Here is a 14,865-nt window from a genome sequence, read left to right on the forward strand (position 1 = left end):
ATTATTACTGGCGCCGACTTAGGAGGCGCCAATCGCCCCCCTCTCGGGGTCGGGCTTGCCCGTACCGCTAGAGGAACCGCGGCGGCCGCGCCGCAGACGCGAAGACACCGGACCGGTAACCTATTAACAGGTTTTCCACTCATTGGACAAAACCCAGCGCAACATCAACCACAAGCTCACAGAAACGTTGCTAGCCACATAAAAACGTGCCTCGCACTATTATACACATAAATTTATATCCATTCACGAGTATACTCAACGATTCATTGCTACGTCATTTGACATGATACTAACACAGCGCGTACACACACAACCGGCCGACAACTTACTTCGTTCATCTTAGTTTGCAATTCTCGTCCGCTGCCTGCCGAAGGGCCGTCGAGTACCGCTCCACCGAGACACGCAGTCGGCAATCGTGAACCGGCGATAGCCGATGGCGCGTCACGAATGGCGAGGTCCCGCGAGCGCCTCAAAATGCGTTCGGAGACACGGCACCTGGTCAGACCGTGGCGGTGGACGGCCACCGTGGGCGATCCACTGCCGATAAGAGACGGAGAGTGGTACTATGCGGTTGCCAAGAGGCAATCGCTCGTCATCCCGAGACTGAATATGCGATCCAAGACCGTCGATTCACGGTCGGCCAAAGGAAACGTCGGACGGGGAAACCCCTGCGTCCGACGTCAATTAGAAAAACCAAGAGCGGAGATCCCGACAGACTGATCTCCTACGGTGCTGCCTGGGCCATAGCGCGGGTCTGTTGATCGATCAATTCGGTCGCCTTGGCTTGCAGACGAGCAATTTCGAGGGCCGTGCGGCGGTTTTCTTGGATGAGCGCATCGCGGCGAGCGGTAACCCGCGCTAGGGTCTCTTCCACCTTGCCCAAATGCCCGGCGACGGCATCCCGCTCGGTCGTCGCCCGATCCAGGTCTTGCTTCAGTTGGGCAATCTCGGCATCCCGGGCCTGTTCTTCGCGTTGGGCGTCGGCCAACGAAGCATTCAGCATTTCGATGTTTTTATTCGCGGCGGCCAAGGCATCGATCAAATCGGCCCTTCGCCAGTGAAGGTACGATAGCGACCATTCGTAGTCGCGCAGCTTGCGTTCAACGAGCGGCGACTGGGGATTGGTCGGATCGCTGGGCTTTCCATCATTGGCATATTCATTGACGACCGAAGGCGGCAACATTTGCGCCAATTCCTCGGGGGTGATCCCGGCGAAAATCTCATGATCGTCGGTGGGCAGCAATTCCGTCACGGTAAATCCCGCCTCCGCCGCCTGTGCACCCTGCACCGCTCGTTGAATCAGTTGCATTTCTCGCGGCGTCAGCATGGAGAGGGACTCGACGACGACCTGGGCCGGTTGATCGCCTTGCCGGGGGGCCACGGCGGCCACGCGAAACTTGCCCAAATAACGTCCCCCGTCTTTAGGCGGTCGTTCATCGAACAGGTAGACCTGGGAATCGACCGGCAACTCCTGAACGTCCGTCAAACCCGCCAATCCCAGAGTCTCGAAGACCAGGCTGACCTGAATGATGTCACTGCCTTCGGGCGTCTTATTGACGGCCATCTGCATGGGACGGCAGTTGAACCACACTCGGCCGCGCTGCGACACATACTTGGCCAATTCCACCTTGACCTGCCGCAACCCGCGTCGCGTGCCGTCGCCTTCCCGCAGAACCGCCTGCTCGTTCTTGAGTTGCGCCAATTGGCCTTCCAACTTTTTCGCGGCATCACGCCATGCTCGATGCGTAGCCAGAGCACGCATCCCCAAGTACCACATGGCGAGGGACGCAATCAGGATGAGGCAGACGAGGATCTTGTTCCAAATGCTCATTGCGGTCCCACCAACAAGCGACGGCCCCGAAACGGGGGCGAAAACTTTTCCAAACGCGATGAGGCGATCCTTGCCGAGCGGACCTCGCCGAACCGACGACGCGGCACCGCGAGCGATGACAAGCGGGGGACTGTCGTTTGCACCCCAACGGGCCTTGCCCGCGCCGCGAACGTCCCCATGCCACCCAGCCTTAAGCTCGATGGTATTTGGGGGTCCCCGACCTGTCAAGCTTTAACCATTTCTCGCGCGTCCACCCATATTACCAAGACCGCCCCGGCATTACCACCATTTTTTCCATTACCGGAGGAGCAAACCAAACAATCGTTTAAGTTTACCCAGACGAAATACCGAACCAATCTCAGCAAGATACGGTTGCCACCGGGCTGGAACTACCGTTTTGGGCGGACGGCATTGTGCCGACGGCCGTGTCTTTCCCTTTGCATGGACCACACTTATGGCCGACTCGACAAGCCAACATATCAAGTGCCTCACTACGCTGGGAATTGCATTGGCGGTCTGTGTCATCGGCGCAACTCTCGGATGCCACCGCACCGCTTACCGCCGGACAGCGGACGCGGAGGTCGCGCAATTGATCGAGCGCGGTCAGGTGGACTCGCGTTGGGATTTGATGAAGACCGGCATCTATCCCCGCCGTGAATCCCGCATGTACGACCCCTTTTGCCCGGATGCCGAACCGATGCCGCCCGACGACCCGGTTTCGCATGAGCTGATGCACTGCGTTGACGGGAAGAAGGGTTGGCCGCACTGGCACGACGACGGCGACACCTTCTATGTAGAAAACCCGTTTTGGCGGGCCTACCTCCCGCGAGACGACCGCGGCGTGGTCGTGCTCGACCGTTCCAAGGCGGTAGATTTGGCCCTCGTCCACTCGCGCGACTATCAACGCAACCTCGAAAACCTCTATTTGTCCGCCCTGAACGTCACGGCCGAACGATTCCGTTTCGACGTTCAATTTTTCGGCGGCAATTCCACATTCTTCACGGCGGACGGGCCGGATCGTTCGCCGGCGGGATCCATCAGCCGATTGAACGTGGATACGGACGTCCAAGCCCGAAAACTGACCGCCACCGGTGCGGAACTCTTGGTCGGCTTCGCCAACTCCTTGGTGTGGCAGTTTTCCGGCGCGGATTCCTACGCGTCCGCGTCCATCCTCAATTTCTCCATTCTTCAACCGCTACTGCGATCGGGCGGACGAGCGGTCGTCCTGGAGAGCCTGACTCAGGCGGAGCGCGCCTTGCTGGCCAACATCCGCCAAATGGCCCGCTACCAGAAAGGTTTCTACCTGCAAGTCGTGACCGGAACCAGTCCCGGGACCGGCCCATCGTCGGGCAATCTGACCATCGGATCGCTCTCACCGCAGGTCAGCGCCGGTCGCGGCGGGGTCCTCGGTCTGCTGCAAAGCCAGGTGCAAATCCGCAACCAAGAGCAGAACGTGCTGGGTCTTCAGGGAGTGTACGAATTGCTGCTAGCCGCCCACGAAGCGGACCGCATCGACCGATTCCAAGTGGACTTGGCTCTGCAATCCCTGTTGAATGCTCAAAACCGCCTGCTGAGCCTCCGCTCGGCTTACGAAACCCAATTGGATGCGTTCAAGGTCCAACTTGGTCTCCCGCCCGAAGTCGCGATGGAAATCGACGATCCCCTCCTCCGGCGATTCGACCTCATCGACCCCGAGTTATTGACCGCGCAGCGTGAGGCCAACGAACTGCTCCGGCAATTGCGCGATCCGGACACGCCCTTACCGCCGGACTGGACCGACCACCTCCGTTCGCTCCAAGAATCGATCAAGCAGCAGGTGGAGATCGTGAAAGGCGATTTGGAACGCCTTGCCGCCGCGGTCCCGCAACGAGAGCAAAACATCCGCGAATTGTACAGCGGGCCCGATTCCGTCTTGGCGGGCGGCGTCGATGCCGAGAGGGCGATCGAAGAGTTGCGGTCCCGCTTCAAGACGGTGGTGGAGAACTACCGCCTTCTGCTGGAAGGCTCCGTGCCCGGCGTCCGCGGAGAGGTCCGCGCCGAGCGGAAGCCGATGCAAGAGACGCTTCAGCAGATGCAGGAATTCCTCGACCATCCGGAGGAGGTGGCCCAGCGCCTCGTAACCGAACTCGAGACCGCCACGGCCCAACTCCGCACCGAATCCGAGAAGGCCGCCGCCGAAGTCCAGCGACTGGAAAAGCAGTTGGAGTCCGCGGAAGAAGCGGAGTTGCCGCTCCTGGAGCAACAATACATCGACGCCCGAGTGCAAGCTCAGACCGCGGCGGATCGCCTCGCGGAAAAGGAAAAGGAACTGGAAGCGGCCAAGGCCCAACCGCGGCAGATTCTGGCCTCGGACCTCCTCGAACCGCTGATCATCCAACTCTCCGATCTGTCGTTGATTCAGGTTCGGGCGAGGTTGGACCAGGTCTCGCTGACTCCGGTTACGCTGTCGCCGGAAGAGGCCCTGGAAATCGCCCGCCGCAATCGCTTGGACTGGATGAACGCCCGGGCGGCCTTGGTCGATCAATGGCGGCAAATCCAAATCGCGGCGAACCGTCTGCGTAGCGACTTGGACGTGACCTTCAGCGGCGACATGCAGACCATCGGCGACAATCCGTTCGGCTTTCACAGCACGACGGGAGAATTGCGGGTAGGCTTTCGCTTCGACGCCCCCTTAACCCGACTGGTGGAGCGGAACCAATACCGCGCCGCGTTGATCTCGTACCAGCGCGCCCGGCGCGACTATTACGCCTTCGAGGACCAGATTTCGCAGAGCTTGCGGGATACGCTGCGGAATATTCGGCTCAGCCAGAACACATTCGAGTTGCGGCGGTCGTCGGTCTTGGTGGCGATCGCGCAATCGGACGTCGCCGGGGAAAGACTGCGTGCCCCTCCGCAACCCGGCGAAACGCCTCGCTTCGGGGCCACCACCGCCCGCGACGTGGTCCAAGCCCTTTCCGGCTTGCTGGATGCACAAAACGCCTTCCTCGCCGCTTGGGTGGAGTACGAGGTGCAACGGATGTCGCTGGACTTTCAATTGGACACCATGCAACTGGATGATCGCGGCCTGTGGATCGATCCCGGGCCGATCCGCGGCGGACCGTTCGTCCCAGAGGAAAACCCCGGCGCCGCCCAACCCCAAGTTCCGCCCGCCGAGCTTCCGAACTTTCCCGCGACGACAACCAATCCCACGGCGGGTGAGGAGACCGCCCGACCGATCGCGATGACCGGCGAGGGAACGCAAAACCTTCGCGGCACGACGGAAACGCAGGAGGCCTCGCCCACCCTGCGAAAACTGGCGGATCGAATCCAAAAGGCGCGCGGCGGTTTGCCTCCCGCCTTAGCGGTGTCGGCTCGTCCCGGCCCCAACTCGGACGCGGCGACGACTCCCGTCGCTCCGCCGACTTCGCCCTCCTCCGTCATTCCCGTCAGCGGCCATGAAGGGCTTCCGGGCGGGGATACTTCGGGCCAATGGGCGAAAGACGGTGAAACACACGATCCGGCAAAACTCCCCGACCAACTCTTGCCGCCGATCGGCATGCTGCTGGATGCACAGGAAGACCCGGCGGATGCGGTTTTCGTGTCGCCTTGACGGTGAAACGCGCCCGACGGCACCCGATCCCATGGCCAAGGTCGTTTCAGCGCAATGAAAATGAAAAGGAGCCTCAGCGATGCAAGTCGGGCCTAGTTTGTGGCGCGTTCTGTTCCCCGATGCCAAGGATCGCGTCAACGGCGCCTCGACCGCGGCCAAGTCCGCCGGCAAAGAGGGAGTTTCTCTCTGGAACGTGCTGAGCGAGTCGCAAGGCGCCGAGTCGCCCGTTTCAGCCTCCCTTTGGGAACAACTTGCACCTTCCGCGGTCAAGCCCGCCGATATTTTGGCACGCTACGATCTGACCGACATTACGCCGCGCGAGTTCTCTCAGATGCTGGAGGAACTGCATCAGTCCGGTCTGCTGACCGACGATCAGTTCCGAGAGCTGAACGAAATCCGTAAAGATCTCGCTTCGGCCGACGTATTGCCGCAAGAGAAGATCGATCTGCTCGACTTTTACCGCCGACTCTTGCAGAGGGCCGAGCGACTGGGAACCGACGACGCTCAGGGCGATACGGCAAGCCGAATCGACGACTGGCGGCGGCGCTTGGCTTGGCTGGAAAAGCTGGCCTCGGCGCAAAACGAAATCGTCGCCGCGCAGGCCGATTCCGACAGCGTCCTCGCCGTGGACGCCTGGGCCTGACCTGAGCTTGAGTCGTCGTCATACGCCGAACCTCTCTACTAGGCCGCCTCCTTAACCAACCGAGGGCGCTCACCGTCCACGTTCTTTCGACCCACCCGGCGATTATCGACCGTTACTTTTCCCTCTACGTGCGCCGTCGCCGCAATACGGGTTCCCAACACGTTCTTTTCTTTTCCGGACGGTCCTACGAAGTCCCCCCATTCGGTAAGGCGGGTGATACCGCTTCGCCCTTTCGACTGGTTTGCGACTCCGTAAAGGCTGCGATACAATACGTGCCGTGACCGAATTTGGGGCAGCCAAGGGCAATCGGGCCGGCACGTGGGATTCACGGATCGGTCGCGCTTATCTCGAGTGTTTCGAACTCCGACGCGGGGAAGTCGATCATGGAAGTGCTGAAAATCGATGGCGCGCAACGCGTGGAATGGGAACGCATCTTGCGACGTATTCTCGCCGCGGCGGCCGATTGTCAAGATTTCAACGAATTGGTGCGTCAAACGATCTCCTCGTTGCGGGAGGCCCTGCAAGCCGAGACGCTGAAAATCCTACGTTCGCGAGACGATCGCGCGGAGCTTATCGCGGTCGCCGGAAGCGAAAGCGAGGGCGATGAGCGGACCGCGACCGAGCGACTCTTGACCTTGGATGCGGGAGAGCAACTGCGATTGGCGGCGCAGTTCGCCGGTTCCGACGCCGACGCCGCGAACGAGGAATTGCTGGCGGAAGCCGCGGACACTCTGGGCGCCGCCTGGCGAATCGTCACCCACCGGCGCCGGTTGCAAGAGGATTTGCGGCGAAAAGAGACGCTCTTGCAAATCACGAATCGCTGGTATCAGGCGAGACAATTGCGCCCTCTCTTGGTCGAGATCACCCGCGCCGTGGCCGAATTCGTGGACGCCGATCGGGCCACCATCTTTCTGTGGGATCGTGAGGCCAAGCAACTGGTGGGTCGCCCGGCGCTGGGCGTGGATGACGAACTCCGCATCCCCGACGACCGCGGCATCGCCGGTCGGGTCCTCCGCGAGCATCGGCCCATCCGCGTCGATCGCGATTCTCCCGCCCAGGCTTGGATCGACCAGCAGGTCGGCACCCATCTGGGCTACCGCACCGAGACTTTGCTGTGCGTGCCGCTTTTGGATCGAGCCGGCAAATCCTTGGGCGTTTTCCAGGTCATCAACAAACACAAGGGGAACTTTACCGGCGAGGACGAGGAAGCGCTGGCCCGATTCGCCGATCAGGCGGCAGCGGCCCTGGAAAGTGTACGCGACTACGAAGAACTGCTCACGGCGCGGCGCCGCATCGTGGATCAGGCCGCCGAAGGCGTACGACTCATAGGCCGTTCTCCGGTCGTCGAGGAACTTCGCGCACTGATCGAAAAGCTGGCCGCGACCGATTTGACGGTCTTGATTTTGGGGGAACACGGCACGGGTAAGGAAGTCGCCGCCCACATGATCCACTATCTCAGTGCCCGGCGCGAGCATCCGTTCGTGGCGGTCAATTGCGCGGCGATTCCCGAGGCCTTGGCGGAAAGCGAGTTGTTCGGGCACGAGAAAGGTGCCTTCACCGACGCCCGGCAGGCCAAGCCCGGCAAGTTCGAGGTCGCCGCGGGTGGAACGATCTTCCTGGACGAGATCGGCGAACTGAGCCTGCCAGCCCAAGCCAAGCTGTTGCGAGTCTTGGAGGAACGGACGATTACGCGGGTCGGCGGGACGCAACCGATCCCCGTCCGCGCACGGTTACTAGCCGCCACGAATCAAGACCTCGAACGGATGATTCAGGAAAAGCGATTCCGCGAGGACCTCTTTTTCCGATTGAACGGCGTCACGCTGCGGATTCCGCCGCTTCGCGAGCGTGGGGACGACATTTTGATGCTGGCCGAGCATTTCCTCACGGAATTCGCGGCGCGGGCACGACGCCCCGTCCCCAAACTGACGCCCACAGCCAAAGCCCGCCTGATGCAGCACACCTGGCCCGGCAACATCCGTGAATTGCGGAATATGATGGAGCGGGCCGCCTACCTGTGCTCGCAAAGCATCTTGGACGCGGACGACCTGGGACTGGATTCCAAGGCGGTCGCGGGACCGCCGCGTGTGGCCCCGCATCTTCCCCTATCCGAGGCCACGCGACAATTCCAGTCCGAATACATCCTGCAAACCATCGCCTTCACCAATCGCAATCTGGCGCAAGCGGCACAACGACTGGGCTTGCACCGCGCGAATCTCTATCGCAAGATTCGCCAATTGGGCCTCAAGATCCCCCGCGACGAACCGACGCCCGAAACACCGTAATCCAACATCCCCGCTTCCAATGCGGCAAACGGCGAGGGCTGATACGCCTCCCGAATCGACGCCGGCGATAAGGCGAGGCGACGAAAGATAGCGCTGATTCACGGCGGGGCCTTCCGCAAAAGGTGATTTCATGCCGCGATTTATCTTCCTACCCGCCCTGTTTCCGCTGCGGTCGCTCACGATGGTCGCCGCCGCGATGATCGCCGGTTTCTTCCCGGTGCTTGCCGATGAAAACGCGAACCAGGATTCCGCCCCCCAAGCGGCAAGCGAGGCGTCGAAGCCCGAGATGGAGGCGATACGCCTTTCCCCCGACGGCCGAGATTTCGTCTTCGCACGAACCGGTCGGCGGTTCGTCGCCTGGGGGTTCAACTACGATCACGACGCGACCGGTCGACTGATCGAAGACTATTGGCTCGACGAGTGGGACCGCGTGGTCCAAGATTTTCGCGAGATGAAAGACCTGGGTGCGAATACGGTCCGCATCCATTTGCAGCTCGCGCGATTCGTGCGATCCGCGGAGGAAATCGACGCCGCGACCGTCGCGCAACTGAAACGTCTGTTGCGACTGGCGGAGGATACCCGGTTGTATCTCGACATCACGGGCTTGGGCTGCTACCACAAGCACGACGTCCCGGCTTGGTACGACGCCTTGAACGAACAAGACCGCTGGGCCGTGCAGGCGAGATTCTGGGAGGCGGTCGCGCAAGCATGCGCCGAAAGCCCCGCCGTCTTCTGCTACGACCTGATGAACGAGCCCGTTCTACCCGGCGAAGGCCGACCCGAGACGGATTGGCTCCCCGGTGAGTTCGGCGGCAAGCACTTCGTGCAGCGATTGACGCTGGATTTGGCGGGCAGGACGCGAATCGAGGTCGCAGCGGCTTGGGCGGCCCGGATGGCCGCGGCGATCCGAAAGCACGATCCCCATCGGCTCATCACGGTGGGTATCATTCCTTGGGCCGCCGTCTTCCCCGGTGCCAAACCGATCTTCTACTCACCCGAGGTGGGCAAGCACTTCGACTTCGTCAGCGTGCATTTCTATCCGGAAACCGGAAAGGTTGACGATGCCCTCCGCGCCCTCGCGGTGTACGACGTGGGAAAGCCCGTGCTCGTGGAGGAACTGTTCCCCTTGAAATGCGGCCTCGACGAACTGGATGCCTTCGTGGAAGGCTCGCGACCGATCGCCGACGGTTGGATCGGATTCTATTGGGGCGAACCCGGCGGCAAGCCGCAAGAGTCGCCGGACGATCTCACGGCTGCCTTGATCCGGCAATGGCTCCGCTATTTCGAGCGGAAAAGCGGCACAATCACCATCGCGAATTGAATACACAGCCTGCGTGTCGTCTTCAGCGAGAATCGTGTCCAGGGAAAAAGCGGCGAGTCCGCGATCGGGGAGCATGTTTACGCTGCAATATCGCAGCGCTCGGTGACGGCGATCCGCTCGGGAAGGCCGATCATGCGGCGGGCCTCCGCCGGCGTCGCGGGAGATCGCCCCACCGCCTCCGCCAACCGCACCACCCGATCGATCAAACCGGCGTTGGTGGCCAAGCGCGTCTTTTGAGCATCGTAGTAGAGCGCATCCTCCAACCCCACGCGTACGTGTCCGCCCATGGTAACCGCCATCGCATTGACCGGGAACTGAAAGCGGCCGATACCCGTGGCCGACCAAATCGTCCCCGGCGGCAGCGCGCGGACCATGACCGCCAAATGAAAGGCGTCCGCGCTGAGCGTACCGAGCGAACCCAGCAAGATGTTGCAATAGTACGGCGGCTTGAGAATCCCCTTGCGAATCAGGTAGTGCCCGTAGTCGATCATGCCGAGATCGAAGCATTCCCACTCCGGCACGACCCCCCGTTCGTTCATAGCGACGGCCAGACGCTGGATCATGTCCGGAGCGTTGATCGAAGGACCGGTGGGGAAGTTCATGGAACCGAGCGTCAACGAGGCCAGGTCCGGACGACAGTCCGGTCCGGGTTCCAAGACCTCCGATCGCTGCCTGAATTCCCGGTATACTCTGCCGCTCGTCGAACCGGAGATGATCACTTGCGGATCCAATTCTCGGATTCGGGTAAACAGTTCGTAATAGATTTCCTTACGGTACGATGGCTCTCCCGAAGGCTCCCGAGCGTGAATGTAAAGGATGGAGGCGCCGGCGTCCAAACACCGCCGGGCATCGGCCACGATCTCGTCCGGCGACAAGGGCACGAATGGAGAATCCTTCCGCGTGGGCACCATCCCTGTGATGGCCGCATTGATGATCAGTTTATCCATCCAATACTCTCCAACTTAATAAACTCATCTTATGAGCGTCGGTCCGATCCCGATTCCTCGCCCGTCTCCGGCGAAATCCCTTGGGGAGGTTCGCCGCGACGGCGGGCCTCCGCCGCTTCCCCCTCGATCCCAGCCCGAAGCGTATGCGCAGCTCAGCGCGACCCGCCGCAATGACGGCGGATTGCAGCGCAATCTTATTTTCCTTCGATGTTTTCCTTGACGATGCGGGCAGGCACTCCCATCACCTGCACTTGATCGGGAACGTCGCGCGTCACCACCGATCCCGCTCCGATGACGCTGTGCTCACCGATCTTGAGGTGATCGAGAATGACTGCCCCCATTCCGACATACGTCCCCTCACCGATCGAGCAGCAACCCGCGATGTTGACGCCGGGTTGCAAGGTTACAAAGTCTCCCACGCGGGTGTGGTGACCGATCATGACGCCGCGATTCATGAACACGTGGTTGCCGATCACGGCGTGCGAGCCTACCAACACTCCCGGATTAGCCAGGCAACCTTCGCCCAAGGTGGTGGTCCGGGAAATGCGGCTCAGGGGGTGAATCAGCGTCGCAAAGGGAATGCCCAATCGGGCCGCCTGTTCCACGAAGATGCGACGGTGCGTCGTTGCCAACCCGCCGACCGCGTAGCAACCCGGGGCACGGTCCGGAAGGTCGTCGATCCAGAAGACCGGTCGATCCTCCAGCGGCTGATCGCAATTCCCCCGATCCAGGTTTTCCACGAATCCCACCACTCGCACCCCTGGGATATCCTCCGCCCAATCACAAATCTCGATTGCCAGCGTCCGCGTTCCCAGGATGAGCAACGGAATGGTCGCGCCGGCTTCGTGGGCTGAATCGATCCGGGGGGATGATGCCTCAGGCGGCGTGACGGGCGGTTCCCCAGCCCGACGCAATGACTCGCGTAATGTAGTCAATGTGTTCCTCCTTGAGCATCAAGTGCATGGGCAGGGAAAGGACTTGCCGCCAAAACCGCTCGGCGTGCGGCAATTCGAACTTCTGGTACATGGAATAAGAATCGTTGCGACGATAATGAACCCCCACATCCACTCCTGCCGCGCGAAGCTTCTCCGCCAGCCCGTCCCGGTCCTCGGCCAGTATCCAAAACAGGTGCCGACTGCTCTGCCGATCCGGGGCCTCCTCCGGCAAGCGGATGCCGGGGACGTTCCGCAGAGCTGCGCGATACATCTCCGCCAGATGCCGCCGGTACGCGTTCTGCTCATCCAGGTGCCCCAGTTGCTCCAGCGCCAGGGCCGCCGTAATGTCATTCATGTGATACTTGTATCCCAACTCGGTCACGTCGTAATCCCAGTGATAGGCCCGCGACTGCGTGCGACGGAATGTGTCGCGGTCGATTCCCATCCAGCGGAGTCGCTTGAGCCGCTCGTAGTAATCGGGGCGGCGCACGGTCAACGCGCCGCCGTCGCCTGCGGCCAGGTTCTTGACGGCGTGAAACGAAAAGGCGTGCAAGTCGCCGTGACTGCCGATGCGCCGACCGCGATACGTCGCCCCGCAGGCATGGGCGCAGTCCTCGATCACGGCCAAGCCGTGTTTGGCGGCGAGTGCGTAAAAGGCATCCAAGTCGCACGGATAGCCGCCGAAATGCACCAAGATGATCGCCCTCGTCCGTTCGGTGATCCGCTCGGCGACCGCACGAACATCCAAATTGCCGGTACCCGGTTCCACGTCGGCGAAGACCGGGCGGCAGCGCTCGTACAAAACGGCGTGGTTGGTGGATACGAACGTGATGGGGGTGGTGATCACCTCCGATCCCGGCGGCAAGTCCAACACCCGCATCGCCAAGTGCAGCGCCGAGGTGCACGAGTTGAGCGCCACGCAATACGGGGATCCCACGTAGTCGGCGAAGGCCTCCTCGAAGGCCGCCGTTTTCGGCCCAAGCCCCAACCAGCCCGACCGTAGGACCTCCGTCACGGCGGTCACGGCTTCTTCACATACCACGGGTCGAAACAGCGGAATGCACATGGAACCAGTTCCCCAGTCGGAGCATCGATTGCTCCCAAGTGTGTTCTTCTTGCAAAAAACGCCGCGCCGCGGCTACGATCGCCGATCGCCCGTCGTCGTCTCGTACGTAATGCCGAATCGCATCCGGCAGTTGGGCAACCGGCGTTTCCACGTAGTGCCGCCCCGGATGGAACGGGCTGGGATCCCGAATCGGTTCCGACAAAACCATCGCCCCACAACCGATAGCCGTCAAAAAGCGGAATCCCGGCATATCCCAAGGTACGGTGTTTACGTTGAGCACGATCTTGGCACGACTGAGTAGCCGCGCCCGACGGGCCCCGTAGCAACTCTTTCCGACGACAAGCAAATGAATGCCGGAACGGGCCAATTCGCCGCCGAGTTGGCGGAGGAGCTGCACGCGCCGGGTCCGTCCCACCGCGCCAAGGAACACCACGTCGAAATCCCGCGCCCCGTCCGGTTCGCCGTCCCGCCCACCGGCGTCGTTTCCCATCGAGGGGTGAAATCCCAGCGGCAACACGGTTGCGGGTATCCCGCGTCGGCGGAGAAACTCGCACCGCGGCGGCACGGAAACCGCCACCTGATCGAGAGTGCCGCGCTCGACCTCACGGCGAATGAAGTCCCAATACCGTGACACTCGCGCCACCGTTTCGGCGCCCGGTTTCGCGAATTCTCGGCCCGACCGACCCTCGCCTGCCATCCGCCGCAGATCCCGATACTGGATCAAGCGGACCCAGTACCTGCGGAAAGGCACACACCGGCGAACGATCAATCGGCACCATGCCGGGAAGTGATGATTGTCCCGCCGGGCGATCCGCAGGCCGATCTCCTCCAATTCCGGCGGCAAGTCGGGCGGCGGCAAAGGATCGAGTTGCCAAAGCAGCGTGGGAGGCCGCTGCGGTCCCATCGCCGCGACGGCATCGGCCATCGCTTGCAGGCCGTCGCCATTGCCCAGCCAAAGGAATCCATCCCAATCCCGACTCGCGACCTCCGCCGGGCCGATACGGCAAACCTCGAAACCCAATGGCGCCAAACCGATCCGGATCAATTCGATCAGCTCGTCCCACAACACGAACGGCGCCGCGGCAATCCCCAGGCAGAGCCTCTTGCGTCCGCCGCCAAGCGACGTCGCAATTAGTCGGGCAGATGAGGAACCGGCATCAGGCATTCGAACCGCCGTGTTCAAAGCCCCGCTGGACGGGGACGCTTCAATCGTGCCTGGGCGGTCGCCCGAGGCATGACTGCGTGCAACCAGTCAAGACGCTTCCAGACTCCCGGCATCTCTCGCGGGAACAATCTGTTCTTCACACCGGTCTCCCGGTCTTCTAGATGAGGTATCCGCCGTTGAATCTGAGTCGAATGCGGGGAATTATAGCAGTCGTTTTGCTGCAATAAAACGCCGTTTTTTGCCCGGCAAGCCTCGCCGGGAGGCCCCGCGGGGTCTCCCGGCCAAGCCCTGCATTCTTATTGCCAGCTTCAGCGATCAGGCACGGCTCCCGCTGCCAAATTGGCAGATTCGCCTCCCCAATACGGTCCGCTTTGGCACACCAGACCCTATCTCCCCGCCATGATCGGGGAACGAATCATGATCGCAACATCAATGAAATTAGACGTTTACGGATATTGACCGCCCAGGGAATAGCATTTGCTAAAGAGTGAGCCTCGATCCCTTCCGCTTCGGCGGACGGGAATCTTTTGTGCGGTAGCACGTCGCGACGGACGTCGTCTCCGCCCCCGGATGCAGGACCTTGACGTCACGGTTGTCCGAGAGCTTTGGTCACTAGCGTGCCCCAGGTGCTCGGAGGCCGACTTGGTGACACGGTTGGGATACGTTGTACAGCCTTTGGAGGGTATGAATCTCATGGCGAAAAAGAAGGCGGAAGGAAAACAGGACGCGGTCCTTCAATTGCAACCCTTGGCCGACCGTGTGGTGGTCGAGCGCGAGGAATCGGAGGAGACGACGCCCGGCGGCATCGTCCTGCCGGATACCGCGAAGAAGCGACCCGCCCGCGGCACCGTGGTCAGCGTGGGACAAGGGCGTCTCTTGGATGACGGATCGCGCGCAGCCATGCAAGTCAAGGTCGGCGACCGCGTGATCTTCAGTTCCTACGCGGGCGACGACTTCAAGGTCGGCGATCGGGAGTTGGTCCTCCTGCGAGAAGACGACATCTTGGCCGTCGTGGAATGATCGGACGGAGGCGAATCACCCTAGGATCTCGCCTGTCAACGGGAACAAGCACTTGGGCGGAAGAGG

The 14,865-nt window shown here is 61.6% G+C and carries 10 protein-coding genes; 5 read left to right on the forward strand and 5 right to left on the reverse strand.

Features of this window, described 5'->3' with window-relative positions; all coding sequences use genetic code 11:
* Positions 1-724 precede the first annotated feature (724 nt).
* The gene (locus tag ACYQ6J_RS04405; protein ID WP_460182982.1) at positions 725-1,831 is read right to left on the reverse strand and encodes a hypothetical protein; all 1,107 of its coding nucleotides are present in this window, start codon (positions 1,829-1,831) and stop codon (positions 725-727) included.
* A gap of 454 nt (positions 1,832-2,285) precedes the next feature.
* On the opposite strand from ACYQ6J_RS04405, the gene ACYQ6J_RS04410 reads away from it, so the two are divergent.
* The 4 genes from ACYQ6J_RS04410 (at position 2,286) to ACYQ6J_RS04425 (ending at position 9,666) form a co-directional block, all read left to right on the forward strand.
* A complete protein-coding gene (locus ACYQ6J_RS04410) occupies positions 2,286-5,420 on the forward strand; it encodes a TolC family protein (protein ID WP_460182983.1) in 3,135 nt (1,044 codons plus the stop codon).
* 79 nt (positions 5,421-5,499) lie between these two features.
* Complete coding sequence (locus tag ACYQ6J_RS04415) at positions 5,500-6,063, forward strand: hypothetical protein (protein WP_460182984.1); 564 nt, start codon at positions 5,500-5,502, stop codon at positions 6,061-6,063.
* Between the two features lie 383 nt (positions 6,064-6,446).
* Complete coding sequence (locus ACYQ6J_RS04420) at positions 6,447-8,345, forward strand: sigma-54-dependent Fis family transcriptional regulator (RefSeq protein WP_460182985.1); 1,899 nt, start codon at positions 6,447-6,449, stop codon at positions 8,343-8,345.
* 130 nt (positions 8,346-8,475) lie between these two features.
* A complete protein-coding gene (locus ACYQ6J_RS04425; protein WP_460182986.1) occupies positions 8,476-9,666 on the forward strand; it encodes a cellulase family glycosylhydrolase in 1,191 nt (396 codons plus the stop codon).
* A gap of 77 nt (positions 9,667-9,743) precedes the next feature.
* On the opposite strand, the gene ACYQ6J_RS04430 is transcribed toward ACYQ6J_RS04425, so the two are convergent.
* The 4 genes from ACYQ6J_RS04430 to ACYQ6J_RS04445 all read right to left on the reverse strand — a co-directional run bounded on the left by ACYQ6J_RS04430 (position 9,744) and on the right by ACYQ6J_RS04445 (position 13,779).
* Positions 9,744-10,613, reverse strand: coding sequence for a beta-keto acid cleavage family enzyme (locus ACYQ6J_RS04430; RefSeq protein ID WP_460182987.1), 870 nt, complete (start codon positions 10,611-10,613; stop codon positions 9,744-9,746).
* 194 nt (positions 10,614-10,807) lie between these two features.
* Positions 10,808-11,548, reverse strand: coding sequence for an acetyltransferase (locus ACYQ6J_RS04435; protein ID WP_460182988.1), 741 nt, complete (start codon positions 11,546-11,548; stop codon positions 10,808-10,810).
* Positions 11,490-12,614 (reverse strand): DegT/DnrJ/EryC1/StrS family aminotransferase, encoded by a 1,125-nt coding sequence (locus ACYQ6J_RS04440; RefSeq protein WP_460182989.1) that lies wholly within the window; start codon positions 12,612-12,614, stop codon positions 11,490-11,492. The genes ACYQ6J_RS04435 and ACYQ6J_RS04440 overlap by 59 nt, the downstream gene beginning before the upstream one ends.
* Positions 12,580-13,779, reverse strand: a complete 1,200-nt coding sequence (locus ACYQ6J_RS04445; RefSeq protein ID WP_460182990.1) for a glycosyltransferase family protein — start codon at positions 13,777-13,779, stop codon at positions 12,580-12,582. Before ACYQ6J_RS04445 ends, ACYQ6J_RS04440 begins: the two co-directional genes overlap by 35 nt.
* A 693-nt stretch (positions 13,780-14,472) precedes the next feature.
* Here ACYQ6J_RS04445 and ACYQ6J_RS04450 point away from each other — a divergent pair.
* On the forward strand, positions 14,473-14,799 hold the full coding sequence (locus ACYQ6J_RS04450) for a co-chaperone GroES (RefSeq protein ID WP_460182991.1): 327 nt from the start codon (positions 14,473-14,475) through the stop codon (positions 14,797-14,799).
* Positions 14,800-14,865: the final 66 nt, after the last annotated feature.

The organism is Thermopirellula anaerolimosa (assembly GCF_054657335.1).

Bases quoted from the DNA above. Each gene is read 5' to 3' on its own strand.
- ACYQ6J_RS04405 (WP_460182982.1), bottom strand. From the start codon at position 1,831: ATGAGCATTTGGAACAAGATCCTCGTCTGCCTCATCCTGATTGCGTCC.
- ACYQ6J_RS04410 (WP_460182983.1), top strand. From the start codon at position 2,286: ATGGCCGACTCGACAAGCCAACATATCAAGTGCCTCACTACGCTGGGA.
- ACYQ6J_RS04415 (WP_460182984.1), top strand. From the start codon at position 5,500: ATGCAAGTCGGGCCTAGTTTGTGGCGCGTTCTGTTCCCCGATGCCAAG.
- ACYQ6J_RS04420 (WP_460182985.1), top strand. From the start codon at position 6,447: ATGGAAGTGCTGAAAATCGATGGCGCGCAACGCGTGGAATGGGAACGC.
- ACYQ6J_RS04425 (WP_460182986.1), top strand. From the start codon at position 8,476: ATGCCGCGATTTATCTTCCTACCCGCCCTGTTTCCGCTGCGGTCGCTC.
- ACYQ6J_RS04430 (WP_460182987.1), bottom strand. From the start codon at position 10,613: ATGGATAAACTGATCATCAATGCGGCCATCACAGGGATGGTGCCCACG.
- ACYQ6J_RS04440 (WP_460182989.1), bottom strand. From the start codon at position 12,614: ATGTGCATTCCGCTGTTTCGACCCGTGGTATGTGAAGAAGCCGTGACC.
- ACYQ6J_RS04445 (WP_460182990.1), bottom strand. From the start codon at position 13,779: ATGCCTGATGCCGGTTCCTCATCTGCCCGACTAATTGCGACGTCGCTT.
- ACYQ6J_RS04450 (WP_460182991.1), top strand. From the start codon at position 14,473: ATGGCGAAAAAGAAGGCGGAAGGAAAACAGGACGCGGTCCTTCAATTG.